The 24,962-nt window shown below is 38.2% G+C and carries 17 protein-coding genes; 14 read left to right on the top strand and 3 right to left on the bottom strand.

All coding sequences use genetic code 11. The annotated features are described in order from the left end of the window. Positions 1-5 precede the first annotated feature (5 nt). The 3 genes from AB1I62_RS13750 to AB1I62_RS13740 all read left to right on the top strand — a co-directional run bounded on the left by AB1I62_RS13750 (position 6) and on the right by AB1I62_RS13740 (position 2,004). Positions 6-272 carry a hypothetical protein gene (locus AB1I62_RS13750; protein ID WP_025189271.1) on the top strand — a complete coding sequence of 89 codons (267 nt, stop codon included), beginning with the start codon at positions 6-8 and terminating at the stop codon, positions 270-272. A 296-nt stretch (positions 273-568) separates the two neighbouring features. Continuing rightward, positions 569-1,804: an MFS transporter gene (locus AB1I62_RS13745; protein WP_002356101.1), complete on the top strand. Its 1,236-nt coding sequence runs from the start codon at positions 569-571 to the stop codon at positions 1,802-1,804. Positions 1,805-1,824: 20 nt separating this feature from the next. Continuing rightward, positions 1,825-2,004, top strand: a complete 180-nt coding sequence (locus AB1I62_RS13740; RefSeq protein ID WP_002381345.1) for a hypothetical protein — start codon at positions 1,825-1,827, stop codon at positions 2,002-2,004. 155 nt (positions 2,005-2,159) lie between these two features. On the opposite strand, the gene AB1I62_RS13735 is transcribed toward AB1I62_RS13740, so the two are convergent. Beyond that, on the bottom strand, positions 2,160-3,644 hold the full coding sequence (locus tag AB1I62_RS13735) for a helix-turn-helix domain-containing protein (RefSeq protein ID WP_367019352.1): 1,485 nt from the start codon (positions 3,642-3,644) through the stop codon (positions 2,160-2,162). Beyond that, positions 3,638-5,125, bottom strand: a complete 1,488-nt coding sequence (locus AB1I62_RS13730; RefSeq protein WP_048738082.1) for a helix-turn-helix domain-containing protein — start codon at positions 5,123-5,125, stop codon at positions 3,638-3,640. The genes AB1I62_RS13735 and AB1I62_RS13730 overlap by 7 nt, the downstream gene beginning before the upstream one ends. Positions 5,126-5,835: 710 nt before the next feature. Between AB1I62_RS13730 and fss1 the strand changes: the two genes are divergently transcribed. The 7 genes from fss1 (at position 5,836) to AB1I62_RS13695 (ending at position 19,959) form a co-directional block, all read left to right on the top strand. Continuing rightward, positions 5,836-11,934 (top strand): fibrinogen-binding MSCRAMM adhesin Fss1, encoded by a 6,099-nt coding sequence (gene fss1, locus AB1I62_RS13725; protein ID WP_367019351.1) that lies wholly within the window; start codon positions 5,836-5,838, stop codon positions 11,932-11,934. A gap of 273 nt (positions 11,935-12,207) precedes the next feature. After that, on the top strand, positions 12,208-13,122 hold the full coding sequence (locus AB1I62_RS13720) for a diacylglycerol kinase family protein (RefSeq protein WP_002407569.1): 915 nt from the start codon (positions 12,208-12,210) through the stop codon (positions 13,120-13,122). An 82-nt stretch (positions 13,123-13,204) separates the two neighbouring features. Then, on the top strand, positions 13,205-14,710 hold the full coding sequence (locus AB1I62_RS13715; RefSeq protein ID WP_367019349.1) for a helix-turn-helix domain-containing protein: 1,506 nt from the start codon (positions 13,205-13,207) through the stop codon (positions 14,708-14,710). Between the two features lie 344 nt (positions 14,711-15,054). Next, a complete protein-coding gene (locus AB1I62_RS13710) occupies positions 15,055-15,294 on the top strand; it encodes a hypothetical protein (RefSeq protein ID WP_104859475.1) in 240 nt (79 codons plus the stop codon). Continuing rightward, the gene (locus AB1I62_RS13705) at positions 15,291-18,080 is read left to right on the top strand and encodes a glycosyl hydrolase family 28-related protein (RefSeq protein WP_367019348.1); all 2,790 of its coding nucleotides are present in this window, start codon (positions 15,291-15,293) and stop codon (positions 18,078-18,080) included. Before AB1I62_RS13710 ends, AB1I62_RS13705 begins: the two co-directional genes overlap by 4 nt. Before the next feature lie 176 nt (positions 18,081-18,256). Next, the gene (locus tag AB1I62_RS13700; protein WP_164978401.1) at positions 18,257-19,018 is read left to right on the top strand and encodes a formate/nitrite transporter family protein; all 762 of its coding nucleotides are present in this window, start codon (positions 18,257-18,259) and stop codon (positions 19,016-19,018) included. Positions 19,019-19,173: 155 nt separating this feature from the next. Then, positions 19,174-19,959, top strand: a complete 786-nt coding sequence (locus AB1I62_RS13695; RefSeq protein WP_104859472.1) for a hypothetical protein — start codon at positions 19,174-19,176, stop codon at positions 19,957-19,959. Between the two features lie 58 nt (positions 19,960-20,017). On the opposite strand, the gene AB1I62_RS13690 is transcribed toward AB1I62_RS13695, so the two are convergent. Then, on the bottom strand, positions 20,018-20,638 hold the full coding sequence (locus tag AB1I62_RS13690; protein ID WP_164978402.1) for a PAS domain-containing protein: 621 nt from the start codon (positions 20,636-20,638) through the stop codon (positions 20,018-20,020). A 316-nt stretch (positions 20,639-20,954) separates the two neighbouring features. On the opposite strand from AB1I62_RS13690, the gene AB1I62_RS13685 reads away from it, so the two are divergent. Genes AB1I62_RS13685 through serS form a run of 4 tightly spaced genes read left to right on the top strand, consistent with a single transcriptional unit; the run spans position 20,955 to position 24,949 of the window. After that, positions 20,955-22,061: a PTS sugar transporter subunit IIC gene (locus AB1I62_RS13685; protein ID WP_104859470.1), complete on the top strand. Its 1,107-nt coding sequence runs from the start codon at positions 20,955-20,957 to the stop codon at positions 22,059-22,061. Further along, on the top strand, positions 22,048-22,743 hold the full coding sequence (sdaAB, locus tag AB1I62_RS13680; RefSeq protein ID WP_025189275.1) for an L-serine ammonia-lyase, iron-sulfur-dependent subunit beta: 696 nt from the start codon (positions 22,048-22,050) through the stop codon (positions 22,741-22,743). Before AB1I62_RS13685 ends, sdaAB begins: the two co-directional genes overlap by 14 nt. A 14-nt stretch (positions 22,744-22,757) precedes the next feature. Further along, positions 22,758-23,651, top strand: a complete 894-nt coding sequence (sdaAA, locus tag AB1I62_RS13675) for an L-serine ammonia-lyase, iron-sulfur-dependent, subunit alpha (RefSeq protein WP_002356122.1) — start codon at positions 22,758-22,760, stop codon at positions 23,649-23,651. Positions 23,652-23,677: 26 nt separating this feature from the next. Beyond that, positions 23,678-24,949, top strand: a complete 1,272-nt coding sequence (gene serS, locus AB1I62_RS13670) for a serine--tRNA ligase (RefSeq protein ID WP_002392581.1) — start codon at positions 23,678-23,680, stop codon at positions 24,947-24,949. The last annotated feature ends 13 nt before the right edge of the window (positions 24,950-24,962 follow it).

Below are 24,962 nucleotides of genomic sequence, written 5' to 3'. Positions count from 1 at the left end.
GGAGGATGTTCATGGAGTTATTGGAGAAATTATGGAAAGAATACCAAAAGAATCTGCAAAAAGTAACAGCGCAGTCTCTCGGTTTATCGCTGTTACAACAACAGAGTAAAAAAGTACAGAAAAGCAAGCGAAGGGAAAAAAATGCTTTAGCACAAGCCAAACGCTCAATAGAAAATGCAAATACTGGCTTAGAAAAGTCGATCCAAGGACAATTTGGCCAAAAAGTAACCGATGTCTTAGACATACAGAGTCAAACTATAGACAGTTTGTAATAGATGTGAACTTATTTTTAATTAAAAGAAAGAGTCCTCAACCATTCGATATTTTGAGAATAGTTGAGGACTCTTTCTTCAACAAAAATCAACAACATTTGTTGAAGTTATTTGTAGATAACGTTTATCATTCACAAATTTACATTTTTTTGTAACGGATATCTCGTATAGTAATAACTGCAAATGAATTTCAGAAAATTTTTTGATAAGTCATCAAAGTGAGGGGATAGCGGTCTTTTATTGAAAAATAGCAACACAAAATAAACAGAACAAAAGAGAGAGGAATCCAAAGAATTATGACAGAACAAACACCAACAAAGCTTTTGAATAAAGGCTTTATCAGTATTACAGTGATTAATTTCATTGTCTATCTTGTTTATTATTTATTAATGGTTATTATTGCGGTGATTGCGCAAGATAGCTTACACGCTACTTTAGGTCAAGCTGGTTTGGCCTCAGGAATTTACATCATCGGGACATTGCTTGCACGACTTTTCATGGGGAAACTCCTTGAACTGATTGGGCGCAAACAAGTCTTACGTTATGGGGCTTTGTTTTATCTTTTAACGACTGTTGCGTATATGTATATGCCAAGTATGGGCATTCTTTATCTGGTCCGTTTTTTAAATGGGTTTGGTTACGGAACCGTTTCGACAGCGACCAACGCAATTGTTACCGCCTATATCCCTAAAAACAAAAAAGGGGAAGGAATCAATTATTATGGGTTGAGTACTAGTTTAGCAGCCGGCATTGGGCCATTTATTGGGATGTTATTGTTAAATGTTTCCAACTTCCATGTCATTATTAACTTTTCAATTATTTTAATTTTGTTAACAACCATTGCTTGCTTCATTTTCCCAGTGAAAAATATTGAGTTAACACCTGAACATCGTGAAGCTTTATCTAAATGGAATTTTGATAGTTTTGTTGAAAAGAAAGTTTTATTTATTACATTTATCGCCTTTTTAATGGGGCTTGCTTATTCAAGTGTCTTATCTTTCTTATCTTCTTATGTCAAAGTAATCGATTTAGTTGACGTCAGCACCTTCTTCTTTATCGTCTATGCGGTCGTGATTACCTTAACACGTCCATCGACAGGTCGGATTTTCGATGTCAAAGGTGAACGCTACGTCATGTATCCGAGCTACATTTTCTTAACACTAGGCTTATTCTTATTAAGTATGACTACGTCTGGTTGGATGTTATTAGTTTCAGGTGGGTTAATTGGCTTAGGTTATGGTACTTTCATGTCAAATGGCCAAGCGGTTTGTCTTCAAGAAAGCCCAAGTCCTCACCGTATCGGGATTGCTTTATCGACTTATTTCATCGGTTTAGACCTTGGATTAGGGGTTGGTCCGTACGTTTTAGGTGAATTACGTAACTTTATGTCATTCCAACAAATGTACTTCTTAGCAGGCTGTATCCCAATCGTTTGTACCATTTTATATATGGTCTTCCACAAAGCTAAAAATGATGCCAAAGATTTGTCTCTTGAAACGATTGAAGAGATTGAACACGGCTCAGAACTATAAATGGACAAGGAGTGATTTCAATGCCTAACGATGAACGGATTTTAAACGTTTTACAACAAACACTAACGGAAATTCAACGCATGAACACGCGTTTAGCTAAAATTGAAACAGAGTTAGCCGATGTCGATCAACATCACGCGACTTTGGATCATTACTTGCAAGAGCTAGAATTGGTGACAGAAAATAACAACGTCATGTAAAGTGAGTAGTTAGTAAATGAATGTTCTACGTTTCGGTATCACTAGAGTGGAACATTGAAAATTTTCGTAAAAAACGCCAAAAGGTAGCAGTTTTTCTGCTACCTTTTGGCGTTTTTTGTAATTTTTATCACTTAAAATGTTTCACGTGAAAACTTTTAAAAGTGGCGTGGACTTTGTTTGGTGACAATTTGTGTATTTAAATTTTCTAAGCTTTGCGCTAGTTCACCAATGCTAGCAGAAAAATCAACATAATAAGTGGGAACCGTTGATTTGACACTAACTTCTGAAAAGATATCTGTAATAATTACATCGAAAGGCTTTTCTGGTGAAGCGACAAAAATTAATTTTTTATCCACGGCTTTACTTAGCTTTTCATAAAGGGTATCTAAAATTAAATTACTTTGATTGGTCCTTACTAAGACACGAATCGGTGGTAAAGATTTCGTTTTCAATGTACAAAAAAGAATAAACAAGCAGTCAACTAACAATTTTTCATTGCCCATCAATGTTGGAAGCATTTCGATTGTAAGTCGCTTCACATCTTTGTAGAGACTTGGATTTTTTTGAAGTGCTTCTTTTAAAAAGCTTTCTTGCACAAATGGATTGGCAATCGTGACAAAGGTCTTAAAAAAGACACTTAAATTTTGGATAGAAGTATATAGATAAAGATACTCGTGAAATGTCAATTTAATTTGATAAAAAGACGTTAGTTGATAAATGATCTCTTTAATGGGTGAGCCTAATAGCTGGACCATATGCATCCGTGCTGCAGGAATTTCCAAGACATCTTGTGTGGCGTAGCTGACACTAATCGTCAATAAGAAAAAGGCAAAAAGTCCTTCTTTTTGTATAAATTTTGTTGGAACTTGGTGTAAGGCTTCTTCTTTAAAAAACAATTCAAACTCACTCAGATTAACAAAGGGATTAACAATCGCTTCTTCCTCCACGAAAGTTTCTTTGATAAAAAAGCCCTCTTTCCAACGCGCTAAAATCACCGCAGAAAAAATTAAGTCTTTTGTAAAATCTTGTGTTGTATTGAAAGAAACAGAGTGTTTTAAACGTCGAAAGAGACTATGGACTTCTTTTTTAGTAATCGTGTGCAACGGCCAATCCCCTTCAGAGTAATTGTTCCAAAAAAGCATCATAAAGAAAATCCGGATATCTTTTTCTTTGCCCACCAACACATTGGTACGTTTTAAATTGATTTCAATCTGATATTTTTGAAGCCATTGATTTAGTTGACCAATTTTTCGTGTAAAGGTTGACGAAGAAATTTCTAGGACTTTTTCAAAATGTTTGCTATCAATTGCATTATGGTTAAAGGCGTAGGTCAACACTTGATATGCGAAACTTTTTTTGACAAAGTAAGGCATCAAGAACGATAGTTGGAAATAGGGTGCAAACCAAAATGTGATTTCTTTGGCGTTTGCCGACAAAGAAAATAAGTTCTCCCAGCCGTTCTTTTCAATTTCTGTTTGGAGCAAAGCCACGGATTGTAGAATGGTAGTTTGTTGCATTTTTAATTGAGTCGCTAAAGTAGAAATCGCCAATGTTTGCTCTTCTGCTTCACAACGTTCGAGTAATTCTTCTAAAAGAGCAAAACTTTTACGATAAGGTACATCAAGTAACCCTGTTAACATCCGATTCCCTCCAAACTGTTTTCCCCACGTAATTTGGCAAAATAAATTTTGCGAACTACTTGTTTTAGGTTATAGTACTCGTCTAAATAAGGAACAGGATGCCAATAAAAGGTTTTGCTGGCGTGAAAAAGCGGATTATTTTTGTCAGTAATGACTAGGTCAGGCACTTCTTGAATATGATTGACGAATTTCAAAGGAACATCGCAATAATTATTGATTTCCTTCGCTAACCAATTTTCTTGTATCTGATTAATAGATGAATGAAGTAAAATTTTAACAGGAATTTGTTTGTTTAATAAAACACTCCGAATAATTAAAAAAATGGTTTCTTTAAATAATGCATCTAGTGGGTGCTCTTTGTCAAAAGGCAAACGCTTTAAGAAATAGTTGGTTGTTCGCGAAACATTTGGGTATTGCTTTTCATACAAAGAGACGTTAGCAACCTCATAGCTCAATTCCTCTTCCACAGGAAAATGAATTAGTCGTTCACTGGCATTGGATAAATTAACCAACAAAAAGACAACTTCTATTGCGCTTAAATCCAACTGTAATTGCGTACATTTTTCAAAAATCCAGGTGACATGGGGACTTTCATCCATGCCCATAATCGCTAAGTTGGCAAAGTTGACCGTTTCTATTTGTTCAAGTGAATACATCGTTAATGTACTGAAAAAATCATAGTAGAAACGAATTTCAGCCCGCCATGTGTCGGGTTCTTTTTGTTCATTAATAAAACAATCATTCACTAATAATTGAAATTCTGAATAAGGAAAGGCTAAATTGATCGTAGCAATTTCAGGATAATCGCTGATTGTAAAATCAGATTGGTAACGGAGTAAACCTATGGACATAATTAATTTTAATTTGCGTAAATCGGTATATGTAAAGTAAGGATAACGGTTTTTGATGATTTCAATGAAGTTCTGCAATTGCGCTTGATTAGTCTTAGATAAAAATGGTACTAGAGAAGTTCCTGAAATGAAGAATAAGGAATAAAAGAAACTGCGAAAATCTTTCTCGTTACCACAAATTTTTTCTCGTCTTTTTAAGTTTAAATAACAATTAAATCTAGCTAGATGATTATTTAAACGGTCACTGACTTGTTTAAAAATAGAAAAGTTAATAAAGTGCTCTTCACAAAAATCTTTGGCTGAAGTGTAGCGTTTTAAAAGTAAATCCAGGGCTAACATATAGGTTAGTGACCCGCGGACAACAGCTTCTTTCATTAACTCAATCGGGATATTTTCATCGGCGACTAATTCTATGGACTGTTGATTATTAATAATACGAATATGTACATTTTCATGTGTATTGACTCGAGAAATTAACAAAGTTAATTGATTCAATAAATTGTTGATATTGTAATGGGAAAATTCATATTTTCGTCGGAGTACTTGCATGGGGACTTTTTCTTTACTGTCATACAAGTATTCAATTAGGGAAAGTAACTGAATTTCCTGTTTGGTTAATAAGTTATGCATAATAACCACCTTTCTAATTGGTTATGATTGTTTGATTTTTCAGATAATACAGATAGGGCATTCTTTTCTAAATGACATTTGACAATTGCCAGTGAAAGAACTAGTTGTTCTTATGCTACTGTATCTATTCTTAAAAATCAAGAAGAACTGAATGTGTCAAACGGAAGAAAACATGGACAAAAAATGGTAGAGCAAAAAATTATTAAGAAAAACAACCAGTTTATATAAAACATTTAAATAACAAAAATGATAATTTGAGTCTATTGATTTTTTAGCTTAAATAGCTTATACAAATAGGCTTTTTTGTCTGGTTAGTTCTTATGAAAAAAATTTAAAAAAACGGTATAGTGGAAGGAGGAATAGTAAAAATAAGAAAGGATAAGGGCGTGTCTTCATAAAGATGAAAAGGGTTTCTTGGATTTTATCAACTTTTTCTATTTGGAGGAGAAGTTGTTGATAATTTTTGCTGAAAAATCTCGTTATACTCTTCTTATTCTTATAGAAGAGTCTATAGGAAAAAGCAGAAAATGAATCCGCATTCGAAGTAAGAGTGCGTTTTGAGGAGATAAAAAGAAAAGGTGTGTTGGCTGTCTGTTTTAGCAAGGAAGAAAGACAACAGAAGAGCACTCACTTATTTGGTTTAAAATAAAAAATTGGTACGAAGTGAACGTTCTCTTCTATGTGTCGTTAGTAGAGGAAGGATGAAAGAAATGAGAAAGAATGGACCAATGGTAAACCGTTGGCTCTACGGGTTGATGTGTTTGTTACTTGTTCTAAATTATGGCACACCACTCATGGCTTTGGCGGAAGATGTTAACAGCGATGGCCAGTTAACGTTAGGAGAAGTGAAGCAAACCAGCCAACAAGAAATGACCTTAGCGCTTCAAGGAAAAGCACAACCAGTAACACAAGAGGTTGTAGTGCATTATAGTGCCAATGTGTCAATCAAAGCTGCACATTGGGCAGCGCCCAATAATACGCGCAAGATTCAAGTGGATGACCAGAAGAAACAGATTCAAATTGAATTGAATCAGCAAGCGTTAGCAGATACGTTAGTCTTAACGTTGAACCCTACAGCTACAGAAGATGTGACGTTTTCTTATGGACAACAGCAACGAGCGTTGACGTTAAATACTGGTACTGATCCGACAGAATCAACGGCAATCACGAGTTCGCCAGCCGCATCAGCGAATGAAGGTTCAACAGAAGAAGCATCTACAAACTCCTCTGTTCCTCGTTCGTCCGAAGAAACTGTCGCCAGCACGACAAAAGCGATAGAAAGTAAAACAACCGAGTCTACGACTGTCAAACCGCGCGTAGCAGGACCAACAGATATCAGTGACTATTTTACAGGTGATGAAACAACGATTATCAATAATTTTGAAGATCCGATTTATTTAAATCCTGATGGCACACCAGCAACACCGCCGTATAAAGAAGATGTGACCATTCATTGGAACTTTAACTGGTCGATTCCAGAAGATGTGCGGGAACAAATGAAAGCAGGCGATTACTTTGAGTTTCAATTACCTGGCAATTTGAAACCTAATAAACCCGGTTCAGGTGACTTAGTTGATGCAGAAGGCAATGTCTATGGAACCTACACAATTGGTGAAGATGGTACGGTTCGTTTTACCTTTAATGAGCGAATCACGTCTGAAAGTGACATTCACGGGGACTTTTCTTTAGATACTCATTTGAATGATTCAGATGGGCGGGGCCCAGGAGATTGGGTGATTGATATTCCTACACAAGAAGATTTGCCGCCTGTAGTGATTCCGATTGTCCCAGATACCGAACAACAAATTGATAAACAAGGCCATTTTGATCGAACGCCCAATCCTAGTGCGATTACTTGGACGGTAGATATCAATCAAGCGATGAAAGATCAAACAAATCCAACTGTGACGGAAACATGGCCAACAGGGAATACCTTTAAGTCCGTGAAAGTCTATGAGTTAGTGATGAATCTTGATGGAACAATTAAAGAAGTGGGTCGCGAACTTAGTCCAGATGAATATACCGTTGATAAAAATGGCAATGTGACGATTAAAGGTGACACCAACAAAGCGTATCGTCTTGAGTACCAAACGACGATTGACGAGGCGGTTATTCCAGATGGCGGCGGCGATGTGCCTTTTAAAAATCACGCGACGTTAACAAGTGATAATAATCCAAATGGGTTAGATGCTGAAGCAACTGTTACCGCCACATATGGCAAAATGTTAGACAAGCGCAATATAGATTACGACGAAGCCAATCAAGAATTCACTTGGGAAATTAACTACAACTATGGTGAACAAACCATTCCAAAAGACCAAGCAGTCATTACAGACACAATGGGCGATAATTTAACGTTTGAACCAGATTCTTTACATTTATATTCAGTGACGTTTGATGACAAAGGAAATGAAGTCGTTGGAGCAGAACTTGTGGAAGGAAAAGATTACAAAGTGGTAATCAACGGAGACGGTTCCTTTGCAATTGACTTTTTACATGATGTGACTGGTGCAGTCAAGATTGATTATAAAACCAAAGTTGATGGAATTGTCGAAGGCGATGTTGCCGTGAATAATCGTGTGGATGTTGGCACTGGTCAGCATTCAGAAGGTGATGGCACAGCCAGTCAACAAAATATTATTAAAAACACTGGTGCAGTGGATTATCAAAATTCGACGATTGGTTGGACGTTAGCTGTGAATCAAAATAATTATTTGATGGAAAATGCCGTGATTACGGATACGTACGAACCAGTTCCTGGCTTAACCATGGTACCCAATTCGTTGGTTGTCAAAGATACAACCACTGGTGCTCAGTTGACGTTAGGTAAAGATTACAAGGTAGAAATAACTCATAATGCAGATGGTGAAACAGGCTTTAAGTTAAGTTTTATAGGGGCGTATGCCAAAACAAGTGATGCCTTCCACATAACCTATACTACCTTTTTCGATGTTACCGAGTTAGACGCTAACAATCCCGCGTTAGACCATTACCGAAATACTGCTGCCATTGATTGGACGGATGAAGCAGGAAACAATCATCATTCAGAAGATAGTAAACCGTTTAAACCTTTACCTGCTTTTGATTTAAATGCGCAAAAAAGCGGTGTTTACAATGCCGTTACCAAAGAAATCACTTGGACGCTTGCGGTTAATTTAAGTAATAATCGTTTAGTCGACGCCTTTTTGACGGATCCAATTTTAGCCAATCAAACCTATTTGGCTGGGAGCTTGAAAGTCTATGAAGGCAATACAAAACCAGATGGTTCGGTTGAAAAAGTGAAACCAACGCAACCGTTGACGGATATCACAATGGAAGAACCAAGCGAGAAAAACCAAAATACTTGGCGTGTTGATTTTCCTAATGATAGTCGTACGTATGTGATTGAATTTAAGACGTCTGTTGATGAAAAAGTTATCGAAGGTTCGGCTAGCTATGACAATACCGCATCTTATACAAACCAAGGTTCTTCACGTGATGTGACAGGAAAAGTTTCTATTCAACATGGTGGCGAATCAGTGAAAAAAGGTGGCGAATACCACAAAGATGATCCAGATCATGTGTACTGGCATGTAATGATCAATGGCGCCCAATCGGTTTTAGACGATGTGGTTATTACTGATACACCCTCACCAAACCAAGTGCTAGATCCCGAGTCATTGGTGATTTACGGTACCAACGTAACAGAAGACGGAACTATTACGCCAGATAAATCTGTTATTTTAGAAGAAGGAAAAGATTACACACTGGAAGTTACCACCGATAATGAAACAGGACAACAAAAAATTGTCGTTAAAATGGCCCATATTGAAGCACCTTATTATATGGAATATCGTAGTTTAGTGACTTCTTCAGCGGCGGGGAGTACAGACACGGTATCCAACCAAGTGTCAATTACTGGAAATGGTTCAGAAGTCGTTCATGGGGATGACAATGGCGATGTGGTCGTTGACATTGATCACAGTGGCGGGCATGCCACAGGGACTAAAGGCAAAATTCAGCTGAAGAAAACAGCCATGGATGGGACGACTATTTTAGCAGGCGCCCATTTCCAAATTTGGGACCAAGCCAAAACACAAGTCCTACGTGAAGGTACAGTAGACGCCACTGGGGTTATCACATTTGGTGGGTTGCCGCAAGGGCAATACATTTTGGTGGAGACAAAAGCACCAGAAGGCTATACAGTTTCGGACGAATTAGCTAAAGGCCGAGTCATTACTATTGATGAAGAAACTTCAGCCGAAGGAGCACAACCAACCATTATTAAAAACGATGTAAATAAAGTAATTTTAGAAAAAACAGATGAGAAGGGCAAAAAATTAGTCAATGCACGCTTTAAATTAGAGCATGCTGTAACCACGCCGTTTACTCATTGGGAAGAAGTTCCCCTTGCGCCGGATCGAACCAACGCAAATGGCCAGTTAGAGGTGGATAGTTTAAAACCAGGGCTTTATCAGTTTACAGAAATCGAAGCACCGACAGGCTATCTTTTAGACACGACACCCAAACGGTTCATTGTGACACAAAACACGAGCGGACAAATTCGTGATGTTCATGTTAAAATGCTTAATTACCAAGGTTCTGCTGAACTAATTAAAAAAGACCAAGCAGGCAATCCATTAGCAGGTGCTGAATTTTCAGTCCTTGACACCACAGGACAAGCAGTTCGAGAACACTTAGTTTCGGATGCAAACGGAAAAGTCACAGTGACGGATTTAGCCCCAGGAAAATATCAATTTGTGGAAACCAAAGCGCCAGCAGGGTACCTTTTAAACACTGAACCAAGTGCTTTCACGATTGCAGCAAGCGATCGGGGCAAACCAGCAACAGTTATAGCAACGGCTAACTTTGTTAACTATCAAGGCACGGCTAAATTAATCAAAAAAGATGTGAATGGACACTTATTAAGTGGTGCGACATTTAAAGTGCTTGATGCGAAGGGAGAAACGATTCAAACAGGCTTGACGACAAATAATCAAGGGGAAATTGTTGCAGAGCACTTAGCCCCAGGAAAATATCGCTTTGTAGAAACCAAAGCGCCAACAGGCTATTTATTAAATACCACGCCAGTCCCATTTGAAATTGCTGAGAAAAATGCTGGTAAACCAGCGGTCATTGTTGCTAGTGACAACTTTGTGAATTACAAAGGGGCTTTCCAAATCGTGAAAACGAATAGCGCAGACCAACCATTAGCAGGTGCTGTTTTTGAACTATATGATCACAATAAACAATCATTAGGGATTACAGCAACGAGTGGCAAAGATGGCAAAATTATCTTTAGAGACTTGGCGCCAGGTACCTATTATTACAAAGAAATCAAAGCACCAAAATTACCAGATGGCGCAGATTATATTATTTATCCTGAATTAGTAAAAGTAGAAATTCGTGGTGATTTCAAAGGCGACCCGGAGATCTTCCAATTAGGGGCCTTCGCCAATTTCAAAGGACGTGCCGTCTTTAAGAAAATTGATGCCAATGCGAACCCACTTCCAGGAACGATTTTTAAATTGTATCGAATAGAAAACGGGGAAAAAATCTTTGAAAGAGAAGTAACTGCTGAAAAAGATGGTTCATTGGCTATGGAGGATTTAGGCGCTGGTAGCTATGAATTAGATGAACTGGATGCAACGGATGGCTATATCGTCAATAAACAACCCATTTATTTTGTAGTGAAGAAGAATTCAAATGATAAACAACCATTAGATGAGTTAGAGTTTGTAAATTATCAAGCGGAAGTAACGGGATGTAAAGTCAATGAGCAAGGTCAAGCCTTAGCGGGTGCAGTTTTTGCAATTTACAATGCCGATGAGCAGAATCAGCCACAAGGTTCATCGATAACATTCTTGAATCGTGTAGGAGAAAAAGTTTCTGAAATAACAACGGATAAGACTGGCGAAATTTACGCTAAAGGGCTGAATGAAGGGCATTACGTTTTAGTGGAAACGAAAGCACCAACAGGCTATCTGTTAGACACAACGCCACATCCATTTGATGTAACCGCCCAATTAGGAAAAGAGCAGCCAATTGCTTTAGGCGATCTTATCAATTATCAAGGAACTGCTCAATTAACCAAAGAAAACGAAACAGGTGAAGCATTGGCTGGTGCGGTGTTTAAGGTCATTGATGAAGCAGGGCAAACCGTGTCTGGACAAACCAATCTGATGTCCGACAAGCAAGGCAAAGTCATTGCGAAAAACTTAGCAGCGGGAACGTATCGTTTTGTGGAGACACAAGCGCCAACTGGCTATCTTCTTAATGAAACGCCAAGCGCAAGCTTTACGATTGCGAAAGACAACCAAGGCAAACCAGCCACTGTGGTACTTAAAGCACCTTTTATTAATTACCAAGGTGCTGCCAAGCTGGTGAAAATTGATCAGCAAAAGAATGCCTTAGCAGGTGCTGAATTTAAAGTGACGGATGCAGAGACAGGGCAAACTGTCGCTCGTTCATTACGTTCTGACAACCAAGGGTTAGTTCAAGTGAACCACTTACAACCAGGAAAATATACCTTTGTGGAAACAAAAGCACCGGATGGTTACCAACTGTCTAAGCAAGCTGTCGCATTCACTATTGCGGCAACAGCGAAAGACAAACCTGAACTCGTGGATGCGGGCACGTTTGTTAACGAAAAACAACCTGTATCCAAAAAAACAAAACCAAATCAGCCAACAACGAAACAAGCAGCTAGAGAGACAGGTTGGCTTGGTTTACCGAAAACCAACACACAAGTCAATTACTTCTTTGTCTTTATCGGCCTCCTGTTGGTCGGTTTGGCAAGTTGGCTCTTCTATAAAAAGAGCAAGAAATAAGCAAAAGCTATAAAAAAACAGGCCATCCGTCCTTTCGACGGATGGCCTGTTTTTTCATCTTAAGCTAATCAACTGAACAAAAGTAGCTTCTTCTTATTGACATTCTCAGGTAACCCTTCATCGCAGTTTAGCCTTTGAACAGAACTTACGGGGTTCTTGAAGATAACCGCTTGTGCCTCAGCCTTTGTTTTTCGATGCTATCTTTAGGTATTTTGGCTAAAATATTGTACACTTTACATGTGCAAGAAATTTAGTTAGAGATATGAGGATAGAATGATGAAAAAGATGATGGTTTTATACAACGAAACTTCAGGAAGTAGTGAAAGTAAAGAGATTGCAGAACGCTTTAAAAAAGCTGCAGAAGCGAAAGGGGAAGCGGTTATTTTGCAACCTTCCAATCCAGACATTGATCCTGAAGAAATGCGGAAAAATGCCAAAGAAAATCAAGTGGGTGTCTTGGTCGTCATTGGTGGTGACGGGACCATTCATCATGCCGTTCAAAATTTTAAAGACACCATTCGTGACTATCAAATAGGGATTATTCCAGGTGGAACAGTCAATAATTTTGCACGTGTGTTAAGTATTCCTTTGAAAGAAGAAGACGCCTTTGAGACCATTTTGGCAGGACAGACCACGCCAGTTGACTTTGGGATGGTAAATCAAGATGTGATGATTTCGACCTTAACGATTGGACTATTAGCAGATACAGCAGCAAATGTGACCCAACAGGAGAAACAAAAATATGGTCCTTTAGCCTTTACAAAGCAATTTTTCCGCTTATTAATGAAAAAGAAAAAATACAAACTAAAAATTGATGGCGATGAAAGACGTTGGCATGGCAAAGCCCAATTATTAACGATGACCATGACGAATTCTGCTGGCGGCTTTACCAATTTCGATGCCAATGCCACGCCAGATGACGGCGAAGTCCACATTATCATTTTACCTAAGTTAGTTTTTTACAAGTTTGTCTATTATTTACCTAAAATTATCAGAGGACAATTAAATGAAATTCCTGGTGTCGTGTATTTCTCTGGGAGTCAATTTAAAATTAGTGGCGAAAAAGACAAGAAAGTCCAAACACGAACAGATGGCGACCCTACCGATGATTTACCGATTAAAGTAACGGTGGAAGCTGGGGGACTCAACGTGTTTGTTCCTGAAACGTCCACATCTACGAAAGAATAAAAGAAACAACTGTTATTTTTTTCGTGGAATAGATTTCTCATTTTGTGTACAATAGAACAGAAGAGAGGCAGTTGAGTGAACAGTGAAATGGGATGAATATGTTGATATATTCGATACAGATGTCGTTTCTAAAATTATTATTTTAAGAAACTTGCCAATTAATGAAGGCTGGATTGACATCAATGAGTTAGCAGAAGAATTACAATTAAACAAAAAATCAGTCAAAAAATACGTAGAACTTCTAAAAGATGACATTACGTATTATGCTGTGGATAATGATGCTTCTTTGGCTTTTGAAAAGGGGCATGGTTATCGCTTGAACTTGGCGTCTAGCCAAGCGTTCCAGAAACTTTATACAGCAATTTTTCGGGATAGTTTAACTTATCAAGTAATGGAAGATTTATTCTGGGGTCGATTTAATGGAATTGTGCCAGCGACAGCAAAGTATCATACCAGTGATGCCACGATTCGGCGCTTGCTTAAAGGGTTTACAGAAATTTTAGCGCCATTGGGGCTAGTGATTAATAAAAGCACCTGGAAAATTGAAGGCAATGAAGCGTATTTGCGCCATTTTGCTTACACTATTTTTATGGACTTAATCCGTGATACTTGGCCTTTTGACTATATACAAGAAACGGAAGTCGCACAAACCGTCCAAAAAATGATGGCTTTTTTCAACGTAGAAGTTGCGGAAACGGTGACACGCCGAGTTAAATATATGGTCGCTATCTCAAAAGTCCGGAGTGCGCAAGGCGCCGAATATCGACCTTCAGCCGAGCAAGAAACTTATTTAGAAGGTAATAAACATTACCAAGCCTTTATAGAAGAGATGACAGCTACAACCCTTTTCCTTAATAAAAACGATTTAACTTTTGTGTACTTTTTCTTGTTAGCCAATGACCAATTTTATCAAGACGAAGCCACTGCACAAGCAATTTTAGCGCATTTTGATGAGACTGAAGCGCCTGTTTACATGTTGACTCATTTAGTCCAACATTTCTTATTAGAAGAAATACACATGACGCCGCAATTGGAGAAAATTCGTCCGCAAATTTTTTATTATTTGTTTGCTACACATTTATTTGCCGAACTTTACTATGTCCAAAATGTGAAAATGTACAATGTCTTTTGGAATAAAGTTAAAGAAAAATATCCGGTTCTTTTAGAAGAATTAAGCCAAGGCTTAAATCAACTTTACGAACAAACAGGCAATGAATTATTTACAAATAAAGAATTTTTGGCTCTGCGTTATTCTAGTGTTTTGGCGCTTTCCGATGATTTAATTCATCGCGAACAAAAAATTGTTTTAGGTTTAAAATCAGGCTTGCCAGTACTGGAAGAAGAACGGGTGAAACTTTCGATTGAAAATAATTTTCGTCGGTTCTATGCATTGGAAGTTTTACGATACAGTGAAGCAAGCAAAGAAGAATGGCAAAATATTGATTTACTATTAGTGACTTCTTTGGCAGATGTGGAAACGGGTCATCCAGAGATCTTTTTACTTTCAAGTGAGTTAAGGTTTGAGCAATATAATCGTTTGAACCAAAAAATAGTAAAAATTAACGAGAAAAGAACCACGTCACTTTAATAAAAAATCAAAAAAATGGGCTTTTTTGATGCATATGTCCGATAAATTGTAAAAAAATTTTTCTAAAAAGTAAAAAAAGACAAGAAGAAAACGTCAATAAGTAGGTAATCAACACCTACTTATTGACGTTTTCTCGTTGTTTTTTAATAAATACTGCGTCAATTCTTCTGAAAATTATGTCAAAAAGGTACTTTTTTTGCTTTTTTTATCGTAAATAATAGATGATTAGCTATTGATAGTAAAGGAACTACTACTTTTTTTAACAGTCAGTTAAAAAATATTGAGGGTTCTCACAAGAATTTTTCTATATAATAGAAAGAGCAAGGGAAGGAAGGCGGGATAGAATGAAAAAACGGATGGAACAAATTGAAGAAATCTTAAGTTGTGAAGAAAATAGTGCCGGTGTTCGATTAAAGGAATTGGTTGAGGCCTTAGAATTAGAAGTCACAAATCAAAACTTGTTAAAGGTAACAAGTATCTTACATATGAATCCAAAATTAAAAAAAATTTATGCATACGAAGACAGTCGTGTTATTACGCTGTATCAACTTTTACAAAATAAGCCGTTGGAAGTAACGGAATGAAAAGAGGAAAACACATGAAGAAAACAATACTTATTCTTCTATTTGGTTTATTGACGGTGGTTGGTCTACCAATGGTGACTGAAGCGGCTGAACCAGTTGATGCAACAGATGCAACAATTTTTGGTGCGCAAGCGATGGTACCTAATAGCACAGAGGATCAAACAGAGAAGTTACAGACATTACTGAGTCAGACAGCAAAGGAAGGACGGGCATTATTTTTACCACAGGGAAGTTATGCTCTGTCAAAAGATATTGCGATTTCTTCAAATTATCAATTAATTGGCGATACAACAGGAGCCACTATTTTACATAATGCTACAGGTGCACCGATTCAGCTAACAGACACAACGTACGGGACGAAAACCAATGTACGACTTCAAAATATTGCTTTTGACGGCATCAATGTGACCTTAAAATTGACGAATCAATTAACGCTAGCAAACAATATCTTTTATAATCCATTAAAAGGATTCGTGGTCAATTTAAATGCAGATATTGGTGTTAAGATTTCAGGCAATATTTTCATGCGAGACACAGCACATATGCAGCCAGGGATTGATTTTAACCGAGCGATTTACATTGGTGGTTATTCAACACCAAGTCGCTTCCAGTATATGTCAGATGTAGACATCGTGGACAATTTATTTGGGTTAAAAGTGACGGAATTAGATGCGATTAAAAGCACCAGTCGTTCAGACTTAGCAGCGACTATTACACGTTTACAAACAGCCATTGAAGCAGGTGCTATTTCAGTACCTAATGAACAAAATTATCTATCCACCGGGGTTAATTCTTTTAATATGTTGAAGGATGTAACTGTTCAACATAATTTTTTCTATTCACCTTATGATAATGAAGACTTGAATGGTCTGGTAGGAGATCATGCAATTTATTTCCGTGGCGCCCAAAACATCACGGTAGTAGGGAATCATTTACGCGGACTACAAAATGGTCCAGCTGGCGGATTTAAGTTTAAATCAGGCCGTAATATTACGATTATGAATAATTATTTGCGAAATACAGGTCTCATTATGTATGGAACACCAGAGATTGGTTTGGCAGAAACGCAAGCAGAGGGAGCTATTTCAGAATTATCCAACTGGCTAGTGGCTAATAACATTTTTGATTGGAAGTATTGGGACAATCAATATGCAATTGGAATGGAATACAATCGACATACAGGAAATAACAATGTGTTCAATGGCGTATTTATCAACAATCAGTTTGTTAACTACCACAATATTCCGCAAAACCGACGTCGGGAATTGTTAATCGCTAGTGGCGGTGGTTTCCGACCAGAAACGAGTTTTGTGAAAGACAATACTCGAGATGATGGCCTTAAAAACGGCCAATTATTGGTAGAAAATTGGACAGAGGCCGACTATCGCTTAATGCCAGCAACATGGGAATCGTTAATTCCACCAACACTTTATGAGCAATATAAAAATACGCCAATTCCGGTTAGAAATACTTTAGCAACCCCTGTGGCTACAACGATTGTGCAAGGACAATCAATCGATCCGCAGCAACTGGTTGCTAATACAAATGACGCGGATGAAGCAGTCCCAACTGCTAAAATCGTCAATCCAGAGGTTTTAAATGAAATCGGCCAACAAAAAGTGACTGTTCAATTAACTTATGAAACAGGTTCATTGGTAACAGTGAACGTACCGGTGACGGTAGAGGCTCCGGCAAAAAAGCTTGATTTGTCCCAACTACAAACCGTTTATGCTTCGATTGGTGAAGCAAACCAATATACGGTTTACTCTTGGCAGCTATTCACTGCCATTGGGCCTAAAACGATTGTTTCTTCCTATTATCAGCAGGCGACACAATTGTTAGCAGAAGGTCAGGTGAGTGGGGACAAAACTCAAGAACAAGTGGATCAGTTAACAAGTAATTTGCAATCTGCAATGAAAGTATTAGTCAAAAAAGCCGATATCACGCTAGAGCGTGCAGAAGCAGAAAATGAACTGGCAAGCGTTCATAAATTAGACGAATCTGTATATACCACAGACTCTTGGCAAGCCATGCAAGAAGCCTTAATAGATACAACAACTGGCGAAAGAAGCTCTAAGCAGTTACAACAACTGCTTGCTTGGTCAGATGAAGAATTATTAGAGCCAACACTTGGTGGCTTTAAAACGCCTGCAGATGCACAAAAGCGTATTAATCAATTAACACAAACCATAAAAACGGCGTTACTTCTGTTAGTTGAAAAATCAACAGAGACAACTAGTAACACAAGCGAAAGCAGCACCTCAAGCACAACCAGTGAAAGCAGCACGCCAAGCACAACTAGCGAAACCAGTAATACCAGCGAAAGCAGCACCTCAAGCACGCCAAGTGAAAGCAGTAGTACCAGCGAAAGCAACACGCCAAGCACAACCAGCGAAAGCAGTGCTTCAAGTACGACCAGCGCAACCAACAGTACAAGTGAGAGTAGCACCCTAAGCACTGTAAACGAAAGTAGCCAAAACAAAGGCCAAAATTCTGTCATTTACGCGGTAGAGTCTAATCAAGATCCTAATGACGCTCAAAGTAATTCAAAGACCTCTGCCAAGGCTAGTCAAACAAAGGAATCAGTAGCAGAAAACCAAGCAACTAAACAGATACAGACAAATCAAGAATCGTCAGGAACAGTCAAAAAAGCGGATAATACGACCAAAATTGCCAAGAAAAAATTCCCCAAAACAGGGGAACAATCTTCAGCAGTTGGGAGCTTCCTAGGCCTGAGCTTTTTATCGTTAGCCATAGCAACCTATTGTTTTAAAGTGAAAAGATAACTCTTTAAAAACGGATAAGTAAACATCCTGAAACAAGAAATAGGACTTGTTTCAGGATGTTTTTATATAAAATTAAAAGAACTACAGTTTTTAGTGAAAAAATACACAAAAGTACTTGAATTTCTGTGATATAAGGGTAAAGTAAAGGAGGACAAAAAACAAAGGAAGTGAAATGTTTGTATACACCAGATGAAATTTTAAGTATTAGTATTGAAAATGGTCAGAAAAAAATTCAAAAGCCTTTGGTAGCAAAACTCATTTTAGGATTTATCGGCGGTGCCATGATTTCCCTCGGCTATTTGGCTTATGTGCGTGTTTCCGCCTCTATTCCAGCAGATTTAGCCAGTGTTCAAGCTTTAGTGGGAGCTGCGGTTTTCCCAATTGGTCTAATTGTTATTTTAATGGCTGGTGGTGAGTTAATCACAGGAAATATGATGGCAGTGAGTACGGCTTGGTTTGCTAAAAAGGTCTCTTTCAGAGAATTACTCGTGAACTGGGTCACAATCACATTGGCAAATATGGTTGGCGCCCTATTTGTTGCCTGTTTTTTTGGTCATTATTTAGGTTTAACCAGTAGCGGCGCCTATTTAAATCAGGTTCTTTCTCTTGCAGAACATAAAGTTGCAGCAACTTGGCTTCAAGCAATTATTTCAGGTATTGGCTGTAACTGGTTCGTAGGTCTGGCCTTATGGCTTTGTTATGGTGCGAAAGATGCAGCGGGGAAACTATTAGGCATCTGGTTTCCAGTAATGATTTTTGTTGCAATTGGCTTTCAGCATAGTGTGGCGAATGCATTCATCATTCCAGCCGCAATTTTTGAAGGCGGCGTTCAGTGGGGGGATTTTTTCCGTAATTTTGTTTTTGTTTATTTAGGTAATATCATTGGTGGCGCCATTTTTGTTTCTGGCTTTTACTATTTAAGCTATCGCAAACATTAAATCCATTTAGCAGATAAAAACCTGCACAAAGGCTAAATGCCTTTGTGCAGGTTTTTTCTTTTTAAACAAAAAGGAAAACGGTTGAAAAATTATTGCTAGATTTTTAAAACAATGTTACATTAATGTTACAAAAAGATTTCTGGAGGTAACGAAAAATGAAAAAAATTGCTTTGTTCAGTATGTTAACGTTCAGTGTATTGTCTTTAAGTCTAGCAGGATGTGGAAACAAAAAAACAGCAAGCACAAATGATTCTAAGCCAAAGCAAGAAACAAAGAAAGCCACGCAGAAATCCTCTAGTCAACAAGAAATGAAAAATAGTCATTCGTCTGTCGCGGGTCAAAATTCTAATGTGGCAGGGGAAAATCCGTCAGAAAATGTCACGCAGCCTTCTGCAGGAACTGATGAAACGAATGAAGTCCCTCAAAACCAAGCACCTGATACAAACATTACAATTACCAATGTTGTTTTCAATCCTGAAAGAAATGAAATTAATGGTACTACATTACCTAATGCAACCATTACAGCAACGGTAGTCGGTGATGCTTCTGCACAAGCAGGTGTTTTTTATTCGGATGCCAATGGCAATTTTACAGTAATTAGTCCCAGAGCGGGAGCGACTACTCAATTAATCGCAACCGTTGATCAACGGAATAGTGCACCTGTCCAAATTGATATTCCAAGTTCAGGACAAGAAGCAGCGCTTTCTTTTAGCAATATTACGATTGATCCGAAACAAGGGACAATTTCTGGTAAAACAGCACCTAATGCAACTATTTTAGTGTCACGTGCAGATGATGCGCGGGTGATTTTAGCAAGTTTTACTGCGGATGCCCAAGGGAATTTCACAGCCAGTAATTTAGTTCCCGGCACAAAAAATCGCTTAGACGTTACGTTAAATGGAGAAATAGGGACACCTTACTTGTTTGATTTACCAAATTAAAATAGAAGAGAAGTGATCAAAGCCACCAACGCTAGTTAGCGTTGGTGGCTTTGATGGGTTAAGCTTCTTCTTTTTTATGATTGCGGATATGTAAATAGATGGTATTTTTTGAAATACCTAATCGATCGGCAATCTTTATGACAGAATCTTTGAGATTAAAAATTCCTTGATCATATAAACGAATAACAATTTCTTTATTTTGATTCAAATGTGATACATTTGGATCGCTGTCTACTGCTTGTTTTACTTTTGTCAGTGAAGTAGTGATTAATTCGTCAATATTGTCAGAAAAATGTTCAGAATTTTTAAGCTCTTGGGACATATCATTTTGTTGTCCTGAAGGTAATAAGTCTTGCAAGTAATCAATTAATGGCATTTCTAAATGCATATTGATACAGATCAATCCAATAATACGATCATTTTCACCGATAACTGGAATGGTGGAAGATTTTAAAATAACCCCTTTTTGATTTTTATTGTAGTAGGGTTTCACAGCGTAATCATGTTCCGACTCTACTTGACTTAACATTTTTAATGCCATATCAGTAATGGGGGCACCTTCCTTGCGGTTACTGAAATGGCCATTGATGACTTTGATAGCTGAACTTTCCAAATTTTCTAAACTATGAAGAATGACTTCATGGGTACTACCAAAGAAGTTCCCTAATCCATCAAGCATTAAGGCATGTGAATGTAAGATTTGTTTATCTACTTCACTTAAACGTAAATATGACTCCAAGTGATATCCTCCCCTACACTGAAATTAATTTTAGTGTAATACTTTTTTAATGGAAAAGCAATAAGATTCTTTACGTTAAAAAAATACATTGACTAAACTTTTGTTTAGTCGTATACTCTGAATGTGGAATGAAATTTTTGTTACTCATTGTACTTTAGTTCATCGGAATGCTCGTTCATTCTTTCACTTGTTGAGCAATAAAAATTTTATTCAGGAGTACCATCCGTTATAAAAAAATATAGTTGGAGGCAAAGAAATGAAAACGTTATCAGGAATCTTGATGTTAGTCTTAGTTTTATGTGGCATGTCCCTATTCTCTTTTAAAGCACCGCGAGGGAAAAAATCTTTAAGTGCTTTGTCTGGTGCAGCTTGTGCCACCTTTCTACCAGAGGCATTTTTGCGGTATGCAGTAGGCGGCGTTTTTCATTTATATTATGTGTCGCAAATTGGTGAAACTATGGGTAGTCTAGGTGGTTTAGCAGCTGGAGCTCTTGTGCCGCTGGCTTTCGGGATTAGTCCAGTTTTTTCAATTATTTTAGGTCTGTCATTGATTAAAGTCAGCTTGTTACCAGCTTTTATTACCGCGTATCTTTTATCTTTTGTTGTTGAGCAGATGCAAAAACGTATTCCAGAAGGGATTGACTTATTAGTCGTTATTTTAGTCATTCCAGTCGCAGCCTCGTTAGTTGCTGGTTTTATTCAACCTGTTGTATTAGGTATCCTAGAAGTTATTGGGGGTACGATTTTAAGTGCAGTAGATGGCAATCCATATGTGATGGGCGCAATTTTAGGTGCTATTATCCCGATTGTTGGTATGACACCGTTAAGTTCAATGGTTTTAACTGCCTTGATTGGTTTGACTGGTGTACCAATGGCTGTCGGTGCGTTGACTTGTTACGGCAGTTCCATTGTCAATGCGGCGCTATTTAAAAAGTTAAAACTAGGCACAGCTTCAACCCCGTTAGCTGTGGCAATTGAGCCATTAACACAAGTCGATATCATCAGCTCAAATCCAATACCTATTTATGCAACGAATTTATTTTCAGGAATGGTTAGTGGTATTGTAGTGACTTTCTTTGGCTTAAAAGTACCTGTGACAGGAATGGCAACGCCGTGGGCTGGTTTACTTGTGACATTAGGTAACAATGCCATTCAAACGACTTTACTAGCAGTAGCGATTATCACAGTGGTCAGTCTGATGTTTGGATTTTTAGGTGCGCTGGTCTTTAAACGTTACAGAATTGAAGCGGTGGATAATACACCAGAATTTGAAGGAACGACGGAAGTAACCAGTGAAAAAGAAAAAGAAGCAGTAAAAACCAAAGGAGGAGTTACGTATGAACACAGCTATGGCCATCAATAAACCTAAAAAAGTGAACAAAGTAATGAACTACAAAAGTTGTTTTGACATTATCGGTCCTATTATGATTGGTCCTTCTAGTTCGCATACAGCTGGGGCCTTAGCAATTGGCTTAGCGGCAAGAAAGTTATTCGGCGGAACGCCAGAAAAAATTGTGATTAAATACTATGAATCTTTTGCAGACACGCATAAAGGACATGGGACTGATTTTGCAATTATTGGCGGAATTCTTGGACTAGCAGCAGATGATGCCAACGTAACACAATCCATTGAACTTGCGGAAGAACAAGGAATCGAGATTCAATTTTTAGAAATGAGTGAAGAAAGTCCAGTGAAGCATGCTAATACAGCATGTGTGACACTCAGTGATGCAGCGCACGAAATTCATTTAACAGGAATTTCTGTAGGTGGCGGCACTATCGAGGTGAAATACATTGAATTAGATGGTTTCAATGTTCAACTACATGGTCCTTTACCTATTTTGTTAGTCATTAATCAAGACGAGCAGGCGATGCAAGCTTTTAAAGATACGTTACAAAAAAATAATATTCAAGTGAATGCGGTGTCTCGTTATGTGGAAGGGAATCAAATTTTATTCATCTTTGACTTAGATTCGGCACCAATTTCCTCGGTGAAAGAACAACTGTTTTCACTAGATGACACATCGAAAATAATCTTATTATGATAGGAGTTTGACATATGTACCTTTCGATTGAAGAATTTATCGATAAAGCTGAAAAAACAGGAAAAAAAATCTCTGATTTGATGATTGAGCAAGAAATGGAGCGTAGCCAAAAAAGCTATGAAGAAATTTGGACACAGATGGGTCAAAATTTGGATGTCATGGATGCTGCTGTCAAACGCTCGCAAGAAGGAGCGGGCGTTTTTTCTCCTACTGGGTTAACGGGCGGTGATGCGGCTCGTTTAAAAAAATACCGCGCAGCTGGCAAAACGTTATCAGGTGATTTAATGATGTCTGCAGTTCAAGCCGCACTAGGTACTAATGAAGTCAATGCAGCAATGGGCGTTGTTTGCGCAACGCCAACCGCTGGTGCAAGTGGCACCTTACCAGGGGTTTTAACAGCGATTAAAAATACCTTGAATTTAACGCGTGATCAACAAATTCGTTTCTTGTTTACCAGTTCTTTATTTGGAATGGTCACAGCCAACAATGCGATGATTGCTGGTGCTGTTGGTGGATGTCAAGCCGAAGTAGGCAGTGCTTCAGCGATGGCCGCCGCTGCAGCTGTTGAAGCGGCTGGCGGAACACCACGCCAATCTTCTGAAGCTTTTGCTATGGCTTTAGGGAATTTATTAGGTTTAGTTTGTGACCCAGTGGCTGGGTTAGTCGAAATTCCTTGTGTCAAACGAAATACAGTAGGTGCAGGCAATGCGTTAATCGCTGCAGATATGGCTTTAGCTGGAATTGTAAATAAAATACCAGCAGATGAAGTGGTGGAAGCCATGAATAAAGTCGGCCGTCAATTACCACGAGAATTGAGAGAAACGGGTTTAGGTGGCTTAGCTGGCACAGCGACTGGCCAACGAATGAAGAATGAAATTTTTGAAAAAGTAAAATTCACCATTGTTTAAAATTTAATCATGAAGAGGGAAATAAGATGCTGGATATGAAAAAAATTCGCCAAAATGTAGAAGTGGTACAGAAAAAGTTAAAAACACGTGGTGTGGACGAGGAAGTTTTATTACGCTTTTTGGCTTTAGATGAAGAACGGAGAGCGTTACTTGTTAAAGTTGAAGAACTGAAAAAACACCGTAATCAGGTATCAGGAGAAATTGCACAATTAAAGCGTGCACAAAAAGATGCTTCACAACAGTTGCTAAATATGCAAGAAGTTAGCGAGCAAATTAAAGTTTTAGACCAAGAAGTTGTTCATTTGCAAGAACAATGCACAGCCATTGCAGAACGTTTGCCTAACTTACCTCATGAGAGCGTGCCTGTTGGCGCAGACGAAGCCGCCAACGTAGAAGTTCGGCGGTGGAGTACGCCGAAAACTTTTTCATTTGAACCGAAACCACATTGGGAAATCGGTGAAGCCTTAGGAATTTTAGATTTTGAAAGAGGCGCGAAAGTATCTGGTAGCCGTTTTCTTTATTACAAAGACTTAGGGGCTCGTTTAGAACGAGCGGTCTATAATTTTATGTTAGATCAACATGTTAATGAACATGGGTATACCGAGGTGATTCCTCCTTATTTGGTCAATAGTAAAGCAATGTTTGGCACTGGTCAGTTTCCTAAGTTCAAAGAAGATGTCTTCCAAGTTGCAGAAAGTGATTTGACGCTGATCCCCACAGCGGAAGTCCCATTAACTAACTACTATAATAATGAAATTTTAGATGCGCAAGAGTTACCGATTTATTTTACTGCTTTAAGTCCTTCTTTTCGCTCGGAAGCGGGTAGTGCAGGTCGTGATACCCGAGGATTAATTCGTTTACACCAGTTCCATAAAGTAGAAATGGTTAAATTTAGTGATGCAGAACACTCCTATGAAGAATTAGAAAAAATGACCAACAATGCTGGAGACATTTTAGAAAAATTGGGCCTCCCTTATCGAGTGATTACTCTTTCGACAGGTGACATGGGCTTCTCGGCAGCGAAAACCTATGATTTAGAAGTTTGGATTCCGGCACAGAAAACGTATCGAGAAATTAGTTCTTGTTCAAACTGTGAAGACTTCCAAGCACGTCGGGCGTTGATTCGTTATCGTGATAAAACAGGTCATGTTCAATATGCCCATACTCTTAATGGGTCAGGACTTGCTGTTGGTCGAACAGTGGCTGCCATTTTGGAAAATTATCAAAATGAAGATGGCACCGTAACGATTCCAGAAGTTCTACGTCCTTATATGGGCGGTTTAACGAAAATAGATTAAAAAGAGGTCGGGA

This window comes from Enterococcus sp. AN402 (assembly GCF_040719405.1).
In the GTDB taxonomy this organism is placed as follows: domain Bacteria; phylum Bacillota; class Bacilli; order Lactobacillales; family Enterococcaceae; genus Enterococcus; species Enterococcus faecalis.
This window is presented reverse-complemented; position numbering and strand designations above follow the sequence as displayed.

What these genes read in the sequence shown, in the direction of transcription:
- AB1I62_RS13690 (WP_164978402.1), bottom strand. Translation starts at nt 20,638, where the DNA reads ATGCTTGATGGATTAGGGAACTTCTTTGGTAGTACCCATGAAGTCATT.
- AB1I62_RS13740 (WP_002381345.1), top strand. Translation starts at nt 1,825, where the DNA reads ATGCCTAACGATGAACGGATTTTAAACGTTTTACAACAAACACTAACG.
- AB1I62_RS13750 (WP_025189271.1), top strand. Translation starts at nt 6, where the DNA reads ATGTTCATGGAGTTATTGGAGAAATTATGGAAAGAATACCAAAAGAAT.
- AB1I62_RS13745 (WP_002356101.1), top strand. Translation starts at nt 569, where the DNA reads ATGACAGAACAAACACCAACAAAGCTTTTGAATAAAGGCTTTATCAGT.
- AB1I62_RS13705 (WP_367019348.1), top strand. Translation starts at nt 15,291, where the DNA reads ATGAAAAGAGGAAAACACATGAAGAAAACAATACTTATTCTTCTATTT.
- fss1 (WP_367019351.1), top strand. Translation starts at nt 5,836, where the DNA reads ATGAGAAAGAATGGACCAATGGTAAACCGTTGGCTCTACGGGTTGATG.
- AB1I62_RS13695 (WP_104859472.1), top strand. Translation starts at nt 19,174, where the DNA reads ATGAAAAAAATTGCTTTGTTCAGTATGTTAACGTTCAGTGTATTGTCT.
- AB1I62_RS13730 (WP_048738082.1), bottom strand. Translation starts at nt 5,125, where the DNA reads ATGCATAACTTATTAACCAAACAGGAAATTCAGTTACTTTCCCTAATT.
- AB1I62_RS13735 (WP_367019352.1), bottom strand. Translation starts at nt 3,644, where the DNA reads ATGTTAACAGGGTTACTTGATGTACCTTATCGTAAAAGTTTTGCTCTT.
- AB1I62_RS13710 (WP_104859475.1), top strand. Translation starts at nt 15,055, where the DNA reads ATGAAAAAACGGATGGAACAAATTGAAGAAATCTTAAGTTGTGAAGAA.
- sdaAB (WP_025189275.1), top strand. Translation starts at nt 22,048, where the DNA reads ATGGCCATCAATAAACCTAAAAAAGTGAACAAAGTAATGAACTACAAA.
- AB1I62_RS13685 (WP_104859470.1), top strand. Translation starts at nt 20,955, where the DNA reads ATGAAAACGTTATCAGGAATCTTGATGTTAGTCTTAGTTTTATGTGGC.
- AB1I62_RS13720 (WP_002407569.1), top strand. Translation starts at nt 12,208, where the DNA reads ATGATGAAAAAGATGATGGTTTTATACAACGAAACTTCAGGAAGTAGT.
- serS (WP_002392581.1), top strand. Translation starts at nt 23,678, where the DNA reads ATGCTGGATATGAAAAAAATTCGCCAAAATGTAGAAGTGGTACAGAAA.
- sdaAA (WP_002356122.1), top strand. Translation starts at nt 22,758, where the DNA reads ATGTACCTTTCGATTGAAGAATTTATCGATAAAGCTGAAAAAACAGGA.